This window comes from Bacteroides neonati (genome assembly GCF_000499785.1).
Lineage (GTDB): Bacteria > Bacteroidota > Bacteroidia > Bacteroidales > Bacteroidaceae > Bacteroides > Bacteroides neonati.
In genome coordinates this window covers 570,226-589,432 of the sequence record NZ_HG726019.1, presented here as the reverse complement: position 1 = coordinate 589,432, position 19,207 = coordinate 570,226, and the positions used below count along the sequence as shown (strand labels likewise).

At 46.7% G+C, this 19,207-nt stretch carries 16 protein-coding genes; 5 read left to right on the top strand and 11 right to left on the bottom strand.

Annotated features, from left to right (window positions below; genetic code table 11):
* Positions 1 to 24 precede the first annotated feature (24 nt).
* From TY03_RS02375 to TY03_RS02340, 8 genes are all read right to left on the bottom strand, one after another.
* Positions 25 to 1,335: an FtsW/RodA/SpoVE family cell cycle protein gene (locus TY03_RS02375; protein ID WP_042367304.1), complete on the bottom strand. Its 1,311-nt coding sequence runs from the start codon at positions 1,333 to 1,335 to the stop codon at positions 25 to 27.
* 172 nt (positions 1,336 to 1,507) lie between these two features.
* Positions 1,508 to 2,842, bottom strand: a complete 1,335-nt coding sequence (gene murD / locus TY03_RS02370; RefSeq protein WP_042366984.1) for a UDP-N-acetylmuramoyl-L-alanine--D-glutamate ligase — start codon at positions 2,840 to 2,842, stop codon at positions 1,508 to 1,510.
* A gap of 2 nt (positions 2,843 to 2,844) precedes the next feature.
* Positions 2,845 to 4,113 (bottom strand): phospho-N-acetylmuramoyl-pentapeptide-transferase, encoded by a 1,269-nt coding sequence (gene mraY, locus TY03_RS02365; protein ID WP_042366982.1) that lies wholly within the window; start codon positions 4,111 to 4,113, stop codon positions 2,845 to 2,847.
* Positions 4,114 to 4,128: 15 nt separating this feature from the next.
* On the bottom strand, positions 4,129 to 5,580 hold the full coding sequence (locus tag TY03_RS02360) for a UDP-N-acetylmuramoyl-L-alanyl-D-glutamate--2,6-diaminopimelate ligase (protein ID WP_042366980.1): 1,452 nt from the start codon (positions 5,578 to 5,580) through the stop codon (positions 4,129 to 4,131).
* Positions 5,581 to 5,606: 26 nt separating this feature from the next.
* A complete protein-coding gene (locus tag TY03_RS02355) occupies positions 5,607 to 7,733 on the bottom strand; it encodes a penicillin-binding protein (RefSeq protein ID WP_148335555.1) in 2,127 nt (708 codons plus the stop codon).
* Complete coding sequence (locus TY03_RS02350) at positions 7,733 to 8,107, bottom strand: FtsL-like putative cell division protein (RefSeq protein WP_042366979.1); 375 nt, start codon at positions 8,105 to 8,107, stop codon at positions 7,733 to 7,735. Before TY03_RS02350 ends, TY03_RS02355 begins: the two co-directional genes overlap by 1 nt.
* Positions 8,108 to 8,129: 22 nt before the next feature.
* The gene (rsmH, locus tag TY03_RS02345) at positions 8,130 to 9,056 is read right to left on the bottom strand and encodes a 16S rRNA (cytosine(1402)-N(4))-methyltransferase RsmH (protein WP_042366978.1); all 927 of its coding nucleotides are present in this window, start codon (positions 9,054 to 9,056) and stop codon (positions 8,130 to 8,132) included.
* Positions 9,057 to 9,206: 150 nt separating this feature from the next.
* Positions 9,207 to 9,641 carry an HU family DNA-binding protein gene (locus TY03_RS02340; RefSeq protein ID WP_042366977.1) on the bottom strand — a complete coding sequence of 145 codons (435 nt, stop codon included), beginning with the start codon at positions 9,639 to 9,641 and terminating at the stop codon, positions 9,207 to 9,209.
* 321 nt (positions 9,642 to 9,962) lie between these two features.
* Here TY03_RS02340 and TY03_RS21375 point away from each other — a divergent pair, with 321 nt between their 5' ends.
* Positions 9,963 to 10,787 (top strand): DUF3828 domain-containing protein, encoded by an 825-nt coding sequence (locus TY03_RS21375; protein ID WP_081713026.1) that lies wholly within the window; start codon positions 9,963 to 9,965, stop codon positions 10,785 to 10,787.
* Between the two features lie 74 nt (positions 10,788 to 10,861).
* Here TY03_RS21375 and TY03_RS02330 read toward each other — a convergent pair whose 3' ends face one another.
* Positions 10,862 to 11,371: a flavin reductase family protein gene (locus tag TY03_RS02330; RefSeq protein WP_042366976.1), complete on the bottom strand. Its 510-nt coding sequence runs from the start codon at positions 11,369 to 11,371 to the stop codon at positions 10,862 to 10,864.
* Between the two features lie 185 nt (positions 11,372 to 11,556).
* Between TY03_RS02330 and TY03_RS02325 the strand changes: the two genes are divergently transcribed.
* A complete protein-coding gene (locus TY03_RS02325; protein ID WP_042366975.1) occupies positions 11,557 to 14,646 on the top strand; it encodes a glycoside hydrolase family 2 TIM barrel-domain containing protein in 3,090 nt (1,029 codons plus the stop codon).
* Between the two features lie 85 nt (positions 14,647 to 14,731).
* Here TY03_RS02325 and TY03_RS02320 read toward each other — a convergent pair whose 3' ends face one another.
* Positions 14,732 to 15,238 (bottom strand): RNA polymerase sigma factor, encoded by a 507-nt coding sequence (locus tag TY03_RS02320; RefSeq protein ID WP_042366974.1) that lies wholly within the window; start codon positions 15,236 to 15,238, stop codon positions 14,732 to 14,734.
* 253 nt (positions 15,239 to 15,491) lie between these two features.
* Here TY03_RS02320 and TY03_RS02315 point away from each other — a divergent pair, with 253 nt between their 5' ends.
* Both TY03_RS02315 and TY03_RS02310 read left to right on the top strand, forming a co-directional pair.
* Positions 15,492 to 16,310, top strand: a complete 819-nt coding sequence (locus tag TY03_RS02315; RefSeq protein WP_042366973.1) for a 1-acyl-sn-glycerol-3-phosphate acyltransferase — start codon at positions 15,492 to 15,494, stop codon at positions 16,308 to 16,310.
* Between the two features lie 26 nt (positions 16,311 to 16,336).
* Entirely contained in the window at positions 16,337 to 17,350 is a 1,014-nt protein-coding gene (locus TY03_RS02310; RefSeq protein WP_042366972.1) for a GNAT family N-acetyltransferase, read from the top strand.
* Here TY03_RS02310 and TY03_RS02305 read toward each other — a convergent pair.
* Positions 17,322 to 18,650, bottom strand: a complete 1,329-nt coding sequence (locus TY03_RS02305) for a deoxyguanosinetriphosphate triphosphohydrolase (RefSeq protein WP_042367297.1) — start codon at positions 18,648 to 18,650, stop codon at positions 17,322 to 17,324. The two genes, TY03_RS02310 and TY03_RS02305, sit on opposite strands and share 29 nt — an antisense overlap.
* A 120-nt stretch (positions 18,651 to 18,770) precedes the next feature.
* On the opposite strand from TY03_RS02305, the gene dut reads away from it, so the two are divergent.
* Positions 18,771 to 19,205, top strand: a complete 435-nt coding sequence (gene dut, locus TY03_RS02300; protein ID WP_042366971.1) for a dUTP diphosphatase — start codon at positions 18,771 to 18,773, stop codon at positions 19,203 to 19,205.
* Positions 19,206 to 19,207 lie beyond the last annotated feature (2 nt).

The following is a 19,207-nucleotide window of genomic DNA, read 5'->3' as shown; positions in this document are numbered from 1 at the left end:
TTATTCGTTTTTGATATTATATAGTTAAGAACGACGATGCGATCCACTTTCGTCTTCGAACCGGGCATCGCTATTCAGAATCGTTGCCGTAGGTTCGGTAGCCGTTTGTGCCTCCGACTCTCCGGCCTCTATCTGTAACTGCAACTGTGCGTCGCGCTGCTTTTGCTCTTCCAGGTGAGCTACATACCGGCTCACACTTAGTATCATGCCGATGTAGGCACAGTTAATCAAGGTACTCGTACCTCCCTTGCTGATGAGTGGCAGCGGTTGTCCCGTAACCGGAAACAGCCCCACGGCTACCATCATATTCAATATCGCCTGCGATACCAGCATCAAGGCGATGCCCATCACCAGAAACGCAGGAAATGTTCGTTCGCACTTCTGGGCAATGCGCCCTGCCCGTACCAAGAGCCAGATGTAGAGGCAGACCACAAAGCCTCCTCCTACCAAGCCGAGCTCTTCGATGATGATGGCAAAGATAAAGTCGGAGAAGGCCTGACTCAGAAAGTCGCGTTGCACTGAGTTTCCGGGGCCTTTGCCAATCGCCTGACTGGTTGCAATGGCTATGCGGGCATGTGCTATCTGCGCATCTTTGTCGATATCAAATTTGGCAGCGGGCACCTCTTCTTTGCTGGTGAAGTTGGTGATTCGGCTTTTCCACGTATCGAAACGATGAAGAAACGGTATGTCCGAATCGTCAGGGATGGCCAGCAGAAGAACGACTGCCATCACGCCCGCCATGACCAGCGAACCGATCAGTAACAATAGCTTTTTGGCAGCTACGCGGCCGATAAACATCATCAGAAACACCACTCCGAACAGCAGCATGGCTGTCGAAAGATTCTCGGGTGCAATCAGCATGCAGATCAGTCCGGTGATGATCATGATGTATTTGAACGCCTTTGGGTTGGCTCCCTCGTCGTCTTGCTTCTTCGAGAGGATGAACGAAACGGCAATGATCACAGCCATCTTGGCAAGCTCGGAGGGCTGAAATTGCAGTCCCATGAACGACATCCAGCGGGCGGCACCGTTCACGCGGTCGCCCGTGATTACACCCATTAAGGTGACAAATGCCAGCAACGCAATCGATACCGGGAGTAGAAAGACGGGAAACACCTGAAACCATTTGTAGGGGATGTTGTGCATGAGCACTACCACCACCGCGCCCACCATGAGGATGATGGAGTGCTGTGTTATCGGTCCCCAGTGATCGCCGCTCTTGTAAGTAAGCGTACTGGCTGCCGAGAACACCTCGACGATCGAGATGAGGCAGAGGAAGAGGAAGATAATCCAGATTACCTTGTCGCCTTTGAATATGTTCTTTAATAGATCCACGTCTTTGCTCCTTTTGTTTGAGGGGTGAGCCTCGTATTCTTGTTTGTTTCTTGATCGGTTGGGCGGCACACCCTGTGCGGCCTGCCTGTACAGAGCTGTGCGGCCTGCTTGCACAGAGCTGTGCGGCCTGCTTGTACAGGGCTGTACTAGACCCTAGTACAGCGAGGCGTCGCTACAACGCCCGTACGCATTGTTTGAACTGGTCGCCGCGGTCTTCGTAGCTCTTGAACAAGTCGAACGAAGCACAGCAAGGGCTCAACAATACCGTTTCGCCTTTCTGAGCCAATCGGTAGGCGGCATCTACGGCATCCTTCATGCCCGTTTGTATATCGGCTACCGGAAGCCCCATGCGGTCGAAGAACGCGTGCAACTTTTCATTGTGCAGCCCCAGGTAGACCAATGCCGAACACTTCTCACGTACCAGTTCCTCTATCTCTGTATAGTCGTTGCCTTTGTCCTTTCCGCCGATAATCAGTACTGTTTTGGTGGGCATGCTTTGCAGTGCGTACCAACAGGAGTTTACGTTCGTTGCCTTCGAGTCGTTAATGAAATCGACTCCCCTGACGCGTGCTACCTTCTCCAAGCGGTGCTCCACTCCTTTGAAATCGCTCAATGCCTTGCGCAAGTCCTCTTTGGTGATACCTGCCAGATTGGCCGAGATGCCTGCTGCCAAGGAGTTGTACAGGTTGTGTGTACCGGTCAGTGCCAGCTTCTCCTGCTCCATATTGAAGGCGATGGGTTTGGTAATCTTCACCTCTTGGTCTTCCACATAAGCCACAGCGCCCTCTTCTTTCACGGCAGCGAAGGGATATAGTTGTGCTTTCAGTCCATGCTTAGCCAGTTCTTGGCGGATGATGGGGTCGTCGTTCCAGAAGATAAACGCATCGTCCTGTGTCTGGTTCTGGGTGATACGAAATTTGGCGTCGATGTAATTCTGCATGCAGTGATCGTACCGGTCGAGGTGATCGGGCGTGATGTTCATCAACACGGCAATGTTGGCGCGAAACTCGTACATATCATCCAACTGAAACGAGCTGAGTTCGAGGATGTAGTAATCGTGATCCTCTTCGGCTACCTGAAGAGCAAGGCTCTTCCCGATGTTGCCTGCCAGCCCTACATTGAGCCCTGCGCTTTTAAAGATATGATAGATCAGCGAGGTCGTGGTCGTCTTTCCGTTCGACCCGGTGATGCAAATCATCTTCGCATGCGTATAGCGTCCGGCAAATTCAATCTCCGAGATCACCGGCGTGCCTTGCTCCTTCAACTTCACAATCAGTGGAGCATCGTTCGGTATGCCCGGGCTCTTAATCACCTCGTCGGCATTCAGAATCAGTTCCTCCGTATGGTGCCCCTCTTCCCAACTGATGTGGTGCTGATCGAGAAGCTCCTTATACGGCTCTTTGATGGCCGACATATCCGAAACAAACGTTTCGAATCCCTTTGCCTGCGCCAATACAGCAGCGCCTGCTCCGCTTTCTCCGGCTCCTAATATGACAATCCTTTTCATATTTATCTTATCTTCAGTGTAATAATAGTAATAGCTGCCAAAACGATGGTTACGATCCAAAACCGCACCGTAATCTTCGATTCGTGAAAGAGTCGGTCGGGCTTGGTGAACCTGACCGTACACCCCGGCTCGATCAAGCTCATCGACGTGCGGAAATGATCGTGTATGGGCGTACGCTTAAACAAGCGTTGCTTTACCCCTTTGCGTTTTCCGGCCTTATAGTAGAATCGTTGCAAAATAACCGACAGGTTTTCTATCAAGAATACGCCACATAGGATAGGGATGAGCAGCTCTTTGTGAATGATGATGGCGAATACGGCAATGATACCGCCGATGGTCAAGCTGCCCGTATCGCCCATGAATACTTGGGCGGGATAGGCGTTGTACCACAAGAAACCGATCAATGCCCCGATAAAGGCGCAGATGAAGATAACCAGCTCTTCCGATCCGGGTATGTACATGATGTTGAGGTATCCGGCAAATTCGATGTGACTCGATACATAGGCCAATATCCCCAGCGTGAGCCCGATAATGGCCGAGTTGCCGGCAGCCATACCGTCCATCCCGTCGTTCAGGTTTGCTCCGTTCGATACGGCGGTTACTACAAAGATGGTGATGATTACAAACAGCACCCATCCGGCTGCTTGTGCATGTTCGCCCATAAACCCTACCAGATCGGCGTAGTCGAGGTTGTTGCTCTTAAAGAACGGAATGGTGGTTTGTGTCGACTTCAGGTCTTTGGTTCCATGTATTACCTCCATCTCTTGCTCGGGGGTGATTACTTCGAAGTTTTCACGAATCACTACGTTGGGGCTTAGGTAAAGTGTCAATCCTACAATCAGCCCCAGGCCTACCTGCCCGATAATCTTGAATTTCCCATGTAATCCCTCTTTATCGCGTTTGAATATCTTGATGTAGTCGTCGGCAAAGCCCAGTGACCCGAGCCAAATAGTCGTAATCAGCATCAATATCATATAGATATTGCTTAGTTTGCCCAGCAGCAAACAAGGAATGAGTATGGCCACAATGATGATGACACCTCCCATGCTGGGTACGCCCACCTTGTCTACGCCAAACGGATCGATGCTTGCATCGCGTTGGGTTTCTGTAATTTGCTTCTTTTTCAGCAGGTTGATAAATCTATCTCCCCAGATGCTCGAAATGAGCAGTGCGAGGATGATTGCCATCAACGCCCGAAACGAAGTATATCCGAACATTCCCGCTCCGGGAACATTGTACTTTTGCAGCCATTCAAATAGGTAATATAACATAGTTTCTCCCGATTCTTATTGGTTCATCATTATCTTTAGTTCCTCTTTGTCATCAAAGTGATGTTTCACTCCCTTCACATCCTGGTAGTTTTCGTGGCCTTTGCCTGCCACCAGAATCACATCTCCCTTTTCGGCGAGCATACAAGCGGTGCGAATGGCTTCGCGCCTGTCGGCAATGCAAAGCGTTTTCTTTTTGTCGTTCGCATCCAGCCCGGCCATCATATCGTTGATAATGTCTTGCGGCTCCTCAAAGCGGGGGTTGTCCGAGGTGATGATTACGCGGTCGCTCTCGCGGGCAGCCTCTTTGGCCATGATGGGGCGTTTGCCCTTATCGCGATTGCCTCCTGCACCTACTACGGTGATAACCTTTCCTTTGCCCTCGAGTACTCCGTGGATGGCGTTCAGTACATTGATCAGTGCGTCGGGTGTATGTGCATAATCGACAATGGCCGTATAGCCTTGTGGCGAGCGGATGGTGTCGAAACGTCCGGCTACCGGGTGCAAGGTGCTTAATGCAACCAATACTTCCTCTTCTTGTTTGCCCAGCAAAACGGCTGCACCGAATACGGCAAGCAGGTTCGAAGCATTGAAGCGTCCGATGAATTGTACGGCTACCTCGCGGTTGTTGAATTCGAGCAACATTCCTTCGAAGTGCGATTCGAGTACGCGTCCTTTAAAGTCGCTCAGGTTTCGCAACGAATAAGTGTACACCTTCGAGCGCGTATTTTGCGTCATCACCAGTCCGTTCTTATCGTCGATATTCGTAAGGCTGAATGCTTCTTTAGGCAATTCGTCGAAGAAGAGCTTTTTGGCTTTCAGGTAGTTTTCGACCGTTTTATGATAATCGAGATGGTCGCGTGTCAGGTTGGTAAATATACCGCCTGCAAAGGCAAGCCCGCTGATTCGCTTTTGAGCGATGGAGTGAGAACTTACCTCCATGAAAGCATATTCGCAACCCGCTTCTACCATTCGGTTGAGCAGGCAGTTCAGTGTAATGGGGTCGGGGGTGGTGTGTTCTGTCGGAACAGCTTCTGCATCGATATAGTTGCATACGGTCGAGAGCAGTCCCACCTTATGACCGAAGTATCGGAACGTGTCGTACAGTAAAGTCGCGATGGTTGTTTTGCCATTCGTGCCCGTTACCCCCACTAGTTTCAGTTTTGAAGTCGGGTTGCCATAAAAGGTAGTAGCCACTTTGCCTACAGCCTCTTCGCTATCGGATACAACGATGTAGGTGATGCCCGCTACCTGTTCTGTCGGCATCTCTTCGCACAACACAGCCGTTGCTCCTTTCTCGATGGCTGCAGCTATATAGGCATGTCCGTCTGTTTGTGTGCCGCGCATGGCCATAAACAGATGTCCGGGTGCTACTTGTCGGGAGTCAATGTTTACTCCTGTAATCTCAATCTCCGAAGCTCCGACTACCTTTGTTGCCTGAATTGCTCCTAATAGCTTCTTTAACTCCATTTTATTTGAATTACGAATTATAAATTTTAATTATCCAACACCAGTCGTATGGTTTGTCCTTTTCGTACCAACGTTCCGTTGGCTATCGACTGGCTTTTTACTTTTCCCACTCCCGTCAAACTCACCTTCAGCCCTTTGCTTTCGAGCAGGTAGACGGCGTCTTTGGCTCCCATGCCGATAACGCTCGGCACATAATCGCGTTTCAGCTCGCGGCTTTCGAGTATGACTGCTTTCGGAGCGGCATGTGTGCTGCCCCACGTCTCTTTGCCCTCTTTGAGTGGAAATTGCGTTTGGCTCTGTATCTTCAGCTCGTCCAGTACCCGTTTGGTCTGATGAATCTCTCCGGCTTTCACATCGGGGATGACTACGCTGTTCGTATCGATGGCGTGCGTCAGGTTCAGGCGCAAATCCTTGGCATATACTCTTTCGGCTATCTTGCCGAACACACTACCTGCCATCAAACCACCCGAAGCCGGCAGTCCCGGTTTCTGTATGGATACGATGCAGCTATACTTGGGCGCTTCCGAGGGGAAATAGCCACAGAAGCTGACCAGGTAGTTGACCCGTCCCGATTTGTATCCGGCAGCTCCTTGCGATACTTGTGCCGTACCCGTTTTGCCCGATACGGCAAACTGCTTGCTTCCCGCAGGCTTGGCCAATCCTTCGGATACCACCTTGCGGAGTATCTCCCGTATCTGCGATAAGGTACGATCCGAACAGATCTTCGGATTGATAACCTCCGTAGGATATTCCTGTACTACTTCACTGCCTCTCATCGCTGCCCGCACAAACTTCGGACGCACCATCACTCCGTTGTTGGCTATGGCATTGTAAAACGTCAGTATGTTCATCGGCGGCACCTGTGTTTCGTAGCCGATACTCATCCAAGGCAAGGTGGTCTTGGAGAAGTAGCGTTGTTTCGGTCCGCGTATGTTGGGTGCTCCTTCGCCCGCTATCTGCAAGTGGAGCGGTTGATCCAAGCTCATGCGTTTGAGTCCGTCGACAAACTTACCCGGATTGCTTCCGTAATACTTGTCGATGATCGAAGATACCCCTACGTTGGACGATACCATCAATATTTGCGTAACCGTGAGGTATTGGTATCCCCCCCGGTGCCAGTTATGATCCTTCATCGGTCGTCCGTGCATCATCATCACTCCGTTTCCGGTGTCTACGCCGTCGTCGGGGCTGATTTTACCATCCTCGAGTGCCACCATGATTGAGGCGGTTTTAAAGGTCGATCCCGGCTCCATCATGTCGCTGATGGCATTGTTTCGTATTTCGTAATACTCGCCGTCGTTGCCTTTGGTCATGTTTACAATGGCTTTCACCTCGCCGGTAGCGACCTCCATCAATACGGCTACGCCTACGGTGGCATTGATCTCTTTCAGTTTGTCTACGAGCGCTTTCTCGCAGATGTCCTGCATATCTACGTCGATGGTTGTGATGATGTCGCATCCGTCTACCGGTGGTATGTCGACAATGTTGAGGTATTTATTCATTACCTTCTGGCGGTGTGTTACCCCATCGCGTCCTTTCAGTATGGTATCGAAAGCCAGTTCGATACCGTTTTTGGCTCCCTGTGCCGTATCGGCATACAGATCGCCCAAGGTGCGGGTTGCCAACGACCCGAATGGTTTCTTGCGTTGGTTGTAGGCTAGTTCGATAAATCCGCCTTTGTATTTGTTGAGCTTGAATACCGGCAACCGTTTCGCCTCTTTGTACTGAATGTATGAGATGCGTTTCGGATAAATGAGGTAGTTACGGCTTCCGCTTCTTCGCCCTTTTTTTAAGTGAGCCTTAAACTCGGCGGCGCTTTTATCTGGAAATATCCGGTGCAGTCCTTCGCAGATTTCGTCCATGTGGTTTACCAACATGGAGTCTTTCTCTTCGCCTCCGGCTTTGAAGTCCATGTAGATGCGGTATTCGGGCAGCGAACTTGCCATGAGCTTGCCGTCTGCCGAAATAATGTTTCCCCGGTTGGGTTTCACCGTAACGTTCTCCTTAATGAAGCGGTCGGCTACATCCATCCAGTACTGCCGTTCGGCAAACATGGTGATGCCTGCCTTCACAACAATAGCTACTCCGACCAACCCCAGCAAGAGGATGACGAAGAAATAGCGGGTCATTATGTTTTTTTTATTTACAGCCATTAGTTGTCGTTTTCTATTTCATACGGAGGGTTGGTCGATGTTTGCAGATCGCTCTCTTTGGTCGATATATAGTCTTCTATGCGCGATTGGCGGCTTTTCTCCATCAGTTCCGAACTGCGTGTCAATGCGTCATACTTAATGTCGGTCAGCTCTTTCTTCAGGCGATCGATCTCTATCTGCTGCTGCTGGCTGGCATAACGGTTGTGTACATAGAAAATGATGAATACCATGATAAGCACCAATAGCTTGGTTTGGCGACGGAAAAAGTCGGTTGCGAGAATGTCACCTCCCACGATGTTCTTGAGCGAGTTGGCTTTTCTCTTTTTGCTGCCTTCTCCCTTCGTCTCTTCCCGTTTGCCTGTTACTTCTTCCATATTCGCTGTTTGTCATTAACCGTTACTCATTCGTCTCCTTCTTTTCTGCAATTCTCAACTTTGCGCTTCTCGATCGTGGGTTTCGCTCAACCTCTTCTTCGCTTGCCACAATCACTTTGTTGTTGATCAACCGGAAGGGTGTTTGTAGGTTTCCGAAGAAGTCTTGTGTCGTTTTACCCTCTACATTGCCTGTTTTCATGATGTTTTTCACCATTCGGTCTTCGAGCGAGTGATAGGTAATCACCACCAGTCGTCCACCGGGCTTTAAGGCTTCTGTTGCCGCCTGTAGCATCTCTTTCAGGGCTTCCATCTCTTGATTTACTTCAATGCGCAGGGCTTGAAACACTTTGGCCAGCTCTTTCTTTTCGCGTTCGCGTCCGAAGAGTGGTTTTATTATTTCGAGAAACTCTCCGATGGTTGTTATTTGTTTGCCGGCACGTGCTTTGACTATGACGGCTGCCAGTTTGCGGCTGTTCTTTAGTTCGCCGTACAAGTAGAACAAGTCCGCCAATCGTTCCTCTTCGTAGGTGTTGATGATGTCGGCGGCAGTCATTCCGGCTCGTTTGTTCATGCGCATATCGAGTGCGCCGTCAAAGCGAAACGAGAAGCCTCGTTCGCTATCGTCAAAGTGATGCGATGATACGCCCAAGTCGGCGAGTATGGCATCTACCCCTGCAATATCGTGGTAGCGTAAAAAATTGCTCAGGTACCTGAAGTTACTGCGCACAAAGGTGAAGTGAGTGTCATCGACCCGATTTCTTTCGGCATCCGCATCTTGGTCGAACCCCAATAGTCGTCCGCCGTCGCTTAGTCTTGAAAGTATCTCGCGCGAGTGTCCTCCGCCGCCGAAAGTGACGTCTACATACGTGCCGTCCGGGCGTATGTTCATCCCATCAACACTTTCTTTGAGTAATACCGGTACGTGATATATCGCTTCTTCTTTTTCCATTTTTTTCTTATTTCACCTTAGTTATATAGGCTAGTGAGTGCAAATTTACATATTTCTAAAAAACAACAGTGCTTCTTCTTGTAAAATGTGGAATAAAGTTTTCAACAGGTTGTTAAAGGAGCAGCCGTTTGTTGTCTGTTGGTTCTTGCCTTACTCTTCGCTCTTTGCTTTTGCACTGTTTTTTCTTCCTTCCTGTAGCTGAAAACTAAAGAATTTGGTGTTTCTTACTTTCTTCAAAAAGGCGGGTGCTGCCTTAAAGCAGATACGGGCTACCCATACTTTATCCGCTGTGCACTCTTCGGGCTTCTCGGTGCCCTCGCTGCTGATGGTAGGGTAGAAGTTGCCCAGCCCGTTGATGCTGACGGTGCGCCCGTCGCGTAGATGGTCTGCAATAATGCCGGACAGTTGTACCAACACCGACATCGCATCTCCGTTCTGTAGCGAGCTTCTTTCTGCCAGTTGCTCGGCGAGTCGTGTGTTGTCTACCGGTTTTTTTTGCATAGCTCGCGTGCTGGCATAATAACGTTCTTTTATCACGCCCTGGCTCTTGTCTACTTTTCTGGTAACTACATAATTGATCGGCATATTACTATTTATCTATTTGTTTACTATTTGTTTATGAACTAAGATCCATGTTCTTTGATAGATGGCTTGCTTCTTTTATTAAAACAACATCCGGATGTATTAGTTCAAAACATAGGGATGTTCTTATAAATAACATCTGGATGTTTTTACTTAAAACATAGGGATGTTCTGTGTATAAAACTTTTAGCAAAGATATGGTAAAGTTAGGAGATATGCAAGCGAAAAACAGGTAGTGATGTGCATTAATTAAAGCAAATTGTTTTCAAGTGGAAATTCTTTTTTATATTTGCTTGCAGCAAGAACAATTCAAAAAAAGATGATATGAAAAGATATATAACTATTTTGATCTTATTAGTGTGTCTGAAGTCGACATGTATGGGCGATTGTTCAGGGATAGTTAAGACGTTTTATCTTTCTTATATGAATAATATTTTGCAGAATAACGATGCTAATGATATTTTGTCCAAAACATATTTGACTGAGGAACTGCTTGGAAAAGTTGACCGATTGAGAAATGCAACAGGAATAGATCCTATTATTCGTGCGCAAGATGTTAACGAAGATGCAGTGGAAACGGTGTTGGTTGAAAGAATGACAGATGATTGGTATTTGGTTAAATACTTCTGGAAAAAAGGGGATCCTAGTACTTTAATCGAAATTCCTCTAAAAGTACAAGGGGGTGAGGAGGCTTGTAAAATCACCTATATTACTCCTATATGGAAAGGATCTCAATATGGCGATGAACTGTTAAGCTGCAAAAATAAGATGGTAGATAAAATAGATCAAACATCCGAACTCCTCTTCTTGAGGAGCTTTTATGATATTTATCTCTCTGAATATTGTGATGTGCCTAAAGATTTAAGTTCGAGGTTGTATGCTCTGCGTGTAGATAACTTATCGGCACATGCTTTAGAGCAATTTAAAAAAGCTGAACGAGAAAGTTTAGGCGATGGTCTTACCGGTTATGATGTATTGATAGACAATTTTGACTTTGACTGTTTATGGCATGAGAGTATTAAATTTATGAGTTTAGGAGGAAATAATTATCAAATGACTTATAAGATAGGTGGTAAGGTGTACAAAATCGTTGTTGCAGTGAAGAAGGAAAATAATGCTTATTTAATTGATGGGCTATGTCCTTCCTAAAATCAAGAAGCTATTCATTCGATTGCGTAAAATAGATAAATCAATTGAATTCAAAGAAGAGGAGTAAGCCAAGCTTACTCCTCTTCCCATACATCGGTAATCTCGACGATGTATACTTTATGGAAATTACCATGTGATCCGCCATACCATTTGTCGATAAGCGACTTGTCTATAAATGAGTCTGCCGTGATATCGCTTACATAGAGTTTCTTGCACTCGAGCGTGAGGCGTGCCTGCTCAAAAGAGACATTGCCTTGAGGAGTAAACAGAGGCTTCAACCCTGTTTCTTTTACCTTATCAATATCGCGTCCCGATTTGGAACCGCAAACGGCATGTATCTGTTTGTTTTCGGTGCCCAGAAACGAGAGAGTCAGATAATCCGCTTTCTCGATAAACTCGTTCGTGTATCTTTCGGGGCGGACGAATACGAACGCAACGGGTTTATTCCAAAGAAACCCGATTCCTCCCCAACTGGCGGTCATGGTGTTGAAACCCTCTTTACTGCCTGCGGTGACTAGCATCCATTCTTTACCAATGGCTTCGACGAAATTCTCCGTAAGTGTTTTAAGCTCTACTTTCTTCATGGTTTTTCTGTTAATGGGTTTATTGCTGCAAAAATAGCGTATTTTTTGAGCGAATGTAGAATGATACGTAAAAATCATCCAAATAGATTCCAAGTTTGATATATATAACGACTTTGCACTTGTGAAGTTGTAAATTAACTCGTATTTTTGACATCGAAATATTTGTATCAAACTTATAGATAACCATGAAGAAACAACTCACAGCTATTGCGTTAGCATTGCTCAGTGTAGCCGCCACAGCACAAAACAAGGAATGGCTCGATCCTGAAACCAATGCAGTAAACCGCGCACCAATGCACACAGGCTACTTTGCCTACGAATCAAAAGCGGCTGCACAGGCCGGACAAAAAGAACAGTCTAGTAACTACATGACCCTGAATGGGCCTTGGAAGTTTAAATGGGTGCGTAATGCAGACCAACGTCCGCTTACTTTTTTTCAAACCGGTTTTGATGATAAAGGGTGGAATACGTTGAAGGTACCTGCCGTATGGGAACTCAACGGATATGGAGATCCTATTTACGTGAATGTGGGATACCCTTGGCGTAATCAGTTCAAGAATGACCCGGGACAAGTGCCTATTGAAAATAACCATGTGGGCTCTTACCGTAAGGAGATCATCTTGCCTGCCGACTGGAAAGGAAAAGAGGTGTTTGCACACTTTGGCTCGGTTACCTCGAATATGTATCTGTGGGTCAATGGCAAATACGTAGGTTATAGCGAAGACAGTAAGCTCGAGGCAGAGTTCGACCTGACAAAATACCTTAAGCCGGGCAAGAACCTGATCGCTTTTCAGGTATTTCGCTGGTGCGATGGTACATATCTAGAAGATCAGGACTTCTTCCGCTACTCGGGAGTAGGTCGCGATTGCTATCTATATGCTCGCAACAAACAGTATATGCAAGACATCCGTGTGACGCCCGACTTGGATGCTCAATATAAGAATGGTACACTGCAAGTAGCCATTCAGTTGAAGGGAAGCGGTAAGGTGGATTTGAACCTTACGGATGCTGCCGGAAAATCGGTTGCTTCGACAGTCGTGTCGGGTAGTGGTAGGCTACAGGCTACCCTGCCGGTAACCGCTCCTGCTAAATGGACCGCAGAGACTCCGACGCTTTATACCCTGACAGCTTCGTTGATGAATGGTGATAAAGTGGTGGAAGCAATTCCGGTGAAAGTTGGTTTCCGTAAAATAGAACTGAAGAATGCGCAGATTCTCGTAAACGGAGAACCTGTATTGTTCAAGGGTGCCAACCGTCATGAAATGGACCCGGATGGAGGATACGTGGTGTCGCGAGAGCGTATGATTGAAGATATTCAGTTGATGAAGAAATTAAATTTGAATGCTGTACGCACCTGTCACTATCCGGATGATAGTCAGTGGTATGATCTGTGTGATGAGTATGGTATTTATGTGGTTGCCGAGGCCAATGTCGAGTCGCACGGTATGGGTTATGGTAAAGAGACGCTTGCCGCCAACAAACGTTATGCGAAAGCACACTTGGAGCGTAACGAACGCAACGTGCAGCGTAATTTTAATCATCCGTCTATTATCTTTTGGTCGCTTGGCAACGAAGCCGGATTTGGTCCTAACTTTGAGGCGTGCTACCGATGGATAAAGGAAGAAGATCCGAGTCGTGCCGTTCAGTACGAACAGGCCGGAATGCGTGAGTCTACCGATATCTATTGTCCGATGTATGCCGGTTACGAACATAGTGCGAAGTACTGTGAGGGTGATGGTGATAAGCCGTTGATTCAGTGTGAGTATGCACATGCCATGGGCAATTCAATGGGCGGATTTAAAGAGTACTGGGATTTGATACGTAAATACCCGAAATATCAAGGTGGATTTATCTGGGACTTTGTTGATCAGTCGAATCATTGGAAGAATAAAGACGGCGTAGCGATCTATGGGTATGGTGGCGATTTCAATGCATACGATGCTTCGGATAATAACTTCTGTGATAACGGCCTGGTAAGTCCCGACCGTGTGCCCAACCCGCATGCTTATGAGGTAGCGCACTTCTACCAGAACATCTGGACAACTCCTGCCGATCTGCAAAAAGGAGAGGTGAAGGTCTTCAATGAGAATTTCTTCCGCGACCTGTCTGCCTACTATATGGAATGGCAATTACTGGCCGATGGAGAGGTAGTACAGAGCGGTGTGGTTGCCGACTTAAACGTGGCTCCTCAACAAACAGCTACCGTGAAGCTGAACTACGATGCTGCCGCAGTATGTCCCTCGAAAGAATTACTGCTGAATGTTGCTTATAAACTGAAAAAAGGCGAAACACTGCTTCCTGCCGGATACGTAGTGGCTAAGAATCAGCTGGTTGTGACTGAATACAAAGCACCTGCACTAGAGGTGAAGAATGAAGTGCTTGCCAATGTTGCCGAAACGGTTCCGGTCATCAAAACGAATGATGCCAATTATTTGATCATAGAGGGAGCCGACTTCCTGATCGAGTTTAACAAGCACAGTGGTTTCTTGTGTCGTTATACCGTAGGTGGTCTGCCTATGTTGCAGAGCGGAAGCGTATTGACGCCTAACTTCTGGCGTGCACCAACCGATAATGACATGGGTGCCGGATTGCAAAAGAGATACCGTGTTTGGAAGAATCCTACCTTCAAACTGCTCTCTTTAAACTCGGAGATAAAGCAAAATCAGGCTTATGTTGTAGCCGAATACGAAATGCCTGAGGTGTCGGGCAAATTGTCGCTGAGTTATCTTATCGGCAATCAAGGCACGATAAAGGTGACCGAGAAACTGACTGCCGGTAAAGAGGCTAAGGTGGCAGATATGTTCCGTTTCGGAATGAAACTGGAAATGCCCGAAGCGTATGATCGCATCTCTTACTATGGTCGCGGACCGATTGAGAACTATGCAGACCGTAAATGGGCTACCGATCTGGGCCGCTATAAGCAAACCGTAAAAGATCAATTCTATGCCTATATACGTCCGCAAGAAACAGGTACCAAGAGCGATATTCGCTGGTGGGAACAAACCAATGTATCGGGTTGGGGCTTGAAGTTTGTGGCCGATGCTCCCTTCTCGGCTTCGGCACTGAACTACACAATCGATTCGCTCGATGATGGTTTGGAGAAAGATCAGCGTCACTCTTCGGAAGTAAAACCGGTCGACTGGGTTAACCTGTGCATCGACAAGGCTCAAATGGGATTGGGGTGTGTGAATAGTTGGGGAGCACTTCCACTCAATGAATACCGCTTACCCTATCAGGACTATGAATTTAGTTTTATCATGCAGCCTATAAGATAAGCCGTGCGATAAAGCAATGTATTATAAACCAAAAAGAGCGGGTAGAAAGGAACTTCTACCCGCTCTTTTTGGTTTACTATTTCTCTTATTGTCTGAAATCTTTTAGTTCTTCCTGTAGCTTTTGGCGAGTAAAGAAGATGCGGCTTTTTACAGTACCAAGAGGTAAGTTTAGCCTATCGGCTATCTCGCGGTATTTGAAACCTGAAACATGCATGGAGAACGGTACTTTATATTCTTTAGGTAAAGCATTCACGATACGGTGCATCTCTTTGAGGTCATAACTGCTTTCCGTATTGTCCGAACCGGATTCTTGCGGCAGATTCAAGTGGTATAAATTATCAGTCTGATCTACAAAAGTTTGATCGCGAACTACTTTGCGGTAGTTATTAATAAAGATATTACGCATGATCGTATACATCCATCCCTTAAAATTAGTATCGGGTATGTATTTCTCCTCATTGTCTAATGCTTTTAATGAGGTCTCCTGCAACAAATCGTTAGCCTCTTCACGGTCTGTGGTAAGTTTATATGCAAAGCGAAGTAATTCATCCTGTACTCCAATTAAATCTTTTCTGAAGCTTAAACTTTTCATAACGTTGCAATTTTAAATTTATGACTATTTCGTTTTCGTATTGCAATTATAGCACATCGGCGTGAACAAAATGGGGGTGGATTCATTTTTCTTTAGCCCGAAAACTGTTATTTGTTAGTTTTTAGGCTATCAATGATAGTTTTTGGGTGTTATTTCCGAATGGCGAAAACTTAAATACTGCATTTTCTTTCGAATTATTGCGATTAATAAAAAAGAACAATTAATTTTGTGGCACCATTTTAGCTAAATTAGGATGATTGACGACTCTTTGTTTTTAATAGATATAGATGATATACTTCGAACGAAAGCTCCGAAGTATCATAAGTATATTCCCCGGTTTCTTGTTTCCTATTTAAAGAGGATTGTTCATCAGGAGGAGATTAATGTGTTCTTGCGTGAATCGAAAGATAAGCTGGGGGTAGACTTTCTACAAGCCTCGCTCGACTTTCTTGATGCTAAGATAGAGGTAAAAGGACTCGAGAATCTACCTAAAGACGGGTTGTATACCTTTGTGTCGAACCATCCGCTTGGTGGACAAGACGGTGTCGCTTTAGGATATGTACTTGGGCGCTATTATGGTGGCAAGGTGAAGTATCTGGTCAATGACCTGTTGATGAACCTTCGCGGCTTGGCACCTCTTTGCATTCCTATTAATAAAACAGGAAAGCAGGCAAAGGATTTTCCAAAGATGGTTGAGGCGGGATTTAATTCGGATAATCAACTAATAATGTTTCCCGCAGGGATCTGTTCTCGCAGGCAGAATGGGGTAATTCGTGATTTGGAGTGGAGAAAAACGTTTATAGTAAAAAGTGTACAGACCAAGCGCGATGTGGTGCCGGTCTTTTTTAACGGGCGAAACTCTGACTTCTTTTACAACCTGGCAAATGTATGCAAAGCACTGGGCATTAAGTTTAATATTGCTATGCTCTATCTAGCCGATGAGATGTTCAAGAACCGACATAAGACATTTACTATAACATTCGGAAAGCCAATCCCATGGCAAACATTTGATAAGTCGAGAACTCCGGCTCAGTGGGCCGAATATGTAAAAGAGATCGTATATAAACTATAAAAGAAAGATAACTACTAACGAGATATATGGAAGAGATTATTAAACCGGTAAGCAAAGAGTTGATCAAAGCAGAGCTGACAGAGGAGAAAAGATTGCGTATGACCAACAGAAGTAATAATCAGATTTACATTATTACTTATCAAGACTCTCCTCATATTATGCAGGAGATTGGACGTTTACGCGAAATCGCTTTTCGTGCTGCCGGAGGAGGTTCTGGGCTGTCTGTCGATATCGATGAGTACGACACGATGGAGAACCCCTACAAACAACTAATTGTATGGAACCCCGAGGCCGAAGAGATTCTCGGAGGATATCGTTATATACTCGGCACCGATGTGCATCTAGATGAACACGGTGCTCCCGTACTGGCAACCTCGCATATGTTTAACTTCTCTGAGAAGTTCGTGAAGGAGTTTCTGCCTATGACCATTGAACTGGGACGTTCGTTTGTGACGCTCGAGTACCAATCGACACGTGCCGGAAGCAAAGGGCTGTTTGCCTTGGATAATCTCTGGGATGGATTGGGAGCCTTGACAGTCGTTATGCCTAATGTAAAGTACTTTTTCGGAAAAGTAACGATGTACCCCAGTTATCACCGACAAGGACGCGATATGATTCTTTATTTCCTGAAGAAGCATTTTGCGGATAAAGACTCGTTGATTACTCCATTGCGACCGTTGGAGATGGAAACTGATGAGAAAGAATTGGCCGAGTTGTTTTGCAAAGATACTTTCAAGGAGGATTATAAAATACTCAACAGTGAAGTACGTCGGTTGGGATATAATATTCCGCCGTTGGTCAATGCATACATGAGCCTGAGCCCCACAATGCGTATGTTCGGAACGGCTATTAACTATGGCTTTGGCGATGTGGAAGAGACAGGTATCTTAATTGCCGTCGATGAGATTCTCGAAGATAAGCGCATGCGCCATATCGAATCGTTTGTAAAGAACGATCCGGAAGATTGTCAGGTAACCTCCGGAGCAAATAAGGTATTTACTCCGAAAGTGGTTACACAGCAGGAAGACTGTTGCCGTTGATTTTGCGGTAAAGGTCTAAAGCAAAAATATCGGTCATTCCCGAAATATAATCAAGAACCGCCTGAATTCTCACCGAGAGTTCGGGCGATTTTATATTGTACTGACCCGATACCCGATTGATAAGTAATTGCGAATACGCTTTCTCGGGAGAGGTTACCGCATCGATCATCAGTTCGAGCAAGGTGCTGATTACACGAAAACCGGCCAACTCTATATCCAGCACATCTTTGGAACGGTAGATTTTGGCTAGCGATACTTCGGCACACTCCCGGTAAGCCCGGGCAGGACGTTCGGCAATCTGCTTGATCAGTGGCTGTTCAAAGGTTCCTGCCAGTATTTCGGCTTCGTGTTCAACGAACACCCGGGTACACTCTTTGATCAGCAGTCCGATGACACAAGAGCGCAGGTAGGCAATCTGCTCGTTCGTATCGCTTACGATGGCAAAGGTTCGCTGCATATGCGCTTGCCTCTCCTCACTGAAATAGGCGAGCAGCAGTTTTTTTGTCTCTTCGTTGGTCAGTATCTTCAGCTTATGCGCATCTTCAATGTCCATCATCTGATAGCAGATGTCGTCGGCTGCTTCGACCAGATAGACCAACGGATGCCTGGCATACTTCATCGGTTGCTCGTTGAGCCGGATAAGCCCCAACTCGGTAGCGATGCGGCGAAACGAATCTTCTTCGCTTACGAAAAAGCCAAACTTAGGCTTTTTGCCTGCCAAACTCGATGAAAAGGGATATTTTACGATAGATGCCAACGTAGAGTAGGTCATGGCAAAGCCACCGGTACGTCGACCTTCGAACTGGTGTGTCAGCAACCGAAAGGCATTGGCATTTCCTTCGAAGTGTGTCAAATCTGCCCATTCCATCGGAGTTAGCTTGTCTTTGAGCGGCAGTCCTTTGCCTTCGGAGAAGAAGGTGGCGATCGCTTTCTCGCCCGAATGTCCGAAAGGAGGATTGCCCAAATCGTGCGCCAAACAGGCAGCCGAAACGATAGAGCCTATCTCGGACAAGAAAGAGTCCTGCAAATCGGGTTGCTTTTCCAGGAGAGCTTTGGCTACATCGTTGCCCAGCGAGCGTCCCACGCAGGATACTTCGAGGCTGTGCGTGAGTCTGTTGTGTACGAAGATACTCCCGGGCAGCGGAAACACTTGTGTTTTGTTTTGCAACCGCCTGAAAGGAGCCGAAAAGATCAGTCGGTCATAATCGCGCTGAAACTCTGAGCGGTTTTCCTGTCGCTCTTCGTGAAACTCTTCCATCCCGAAGCGCTTGGCTGATAGTAAGGTTTTCCAATTCATCATGTTTAAATACAAATTACAAGTTAGAGGATTGCTTGAGGTTTCAAGTAATTTAACTGCAAAAGTATCAAAAATTGACTCAAATTCCGTATTTTCGCCCATTAAATAGTAAACAGATTGAAGATGAACGTTCAAGTTATTAATAAATCAAAGCATTCGCTGCCGGCTTATGCGACCGAACTATCGGCTGGGATGGATATTCGTGCCAACCTGTCCGAACCCGTTACGCTTGCTCCGATGCAACGCTGTTTGATCCCCACAGGACTCTATATAGCCCTTCCGCAAGGGTTCGAGGCGCAGATACGTCCTCGTAGCGGACTGGCCATCAAGAAAGGAATCACGGTTTTAAACTCTCCCGGCACCATCGATGCCGACTACCGGGGAGAAATCTGTATCATTTTGGTGAATCTTTCTACCGAAGCTTTTGTTATTGAAGATGGCGAGCGCATTGCTCAAATGGTCATTGCCCGCTACGAGCAGGCTCAATGGCAGGAGGTGCACGTGCTCGACGAAACAGAGCGCGGCGAGGGTGGCTTCGGGCATACCGGAAAGAGTTAAAA

Coding starts and splice junctions, on each gene's coding strand:
- murD (WP_042366984.1), bottom strand. CDS start 2,842: ATGAAAAGGATTGTCATATTAGGAGCCGGAGAAAGCGGAGCAGGCGCT.
- mraY (WP_042366982.1), bottom strand. CDS start 4,113: ATGTTATATTACCTATTTGAATGGCTGCAAAAGTACAATGTTCCCGGA.
- TY03_RS02360 (WP_042366980.1), bottom strand. CDS start 5,580: ATGGAGTTAAAGAAGCTATTAGGAGCAATTCAGGCAACAAAGGTAGTC.
- TY03_RS02355 (WP_148335555.1), bottom strand. CDS start 7,733: ATGGCTGTAAATAAAAAAAACATAATGACCCGCTATTTCTTCGTCATC.
- TY03_RS02350 (WP_042366979.1), bottom strand. CDS start 8,107: ATGGAAGAAGTAACAGGCAAACGGGAAGAGACGAAGGGAGAAGGCAGC.
- rsmH (WP_042366978.1), bottom strand. CDS start 9,056: ATGGAAAAAGAAGAAGCGATATATCACGTACCGGTATTACTCAAAGAA.
- TY03_RS02340 (WP_042366977.1), bottom strand. CDS start 9,641: ATGCCGATCAATTATGTAGTTACCAGAAAAGTAGACAAGAGCCAGGGC.
- TY03_RS21375 (WP_081713026.1), top strand. CDS start 9,963: ATGAAAAGATATATAACTATTTTGATCTTATTAGTGTGTCTGAAGTCG.
- TY03_RS02330 (WP_042366976.1), bottom strand. CDS start 11,371: ATGAAGAAAGTAGAGCTTAAAACACTTACGGAGAATTTCGTCGAAGCC.
- TY03_RS02325 (WP_042366975.1), top strand. CDS start 11,557: ATGAAGAAACAACTCACAGCTATTGCGTTAGCATTGCTCAGTGTAGCC.
- TY03_RS02320 (WP_042366974.1), bottom strand. CDS start 15,238: ATGAAAAGTTTAAGCTTCAGAAAAGATTTAATTGGAGTACAGGATGAA.
- TY03_RS02315 (WP_042366973.1), top strand. CDS start 15,492: ATGATTGACGACTCTTTGTTTTTAATAGATATAGATGATATACTTCGA.
- TY03_RS02310 (WP_042366972.1), top strand. CDS start 16,337: ATGGAAGAGATTATTAAACCGGTAAGCAAAGAGTTGATCAAAGCAGAG.
- TY03_RS02305 (WP_042367297.1), bottom strand. CDS start 18,650: ATGATGAATTGGAAAACCTTACTATCAGCCAAGCGCTTCGGGATGGAA.
- dut (WP_042366971.1), top strand. CDS start 18,771: ATGAACGTTCAAGTTATTAATAAATCAAAGCATTCGCTGCCGGCTTAT.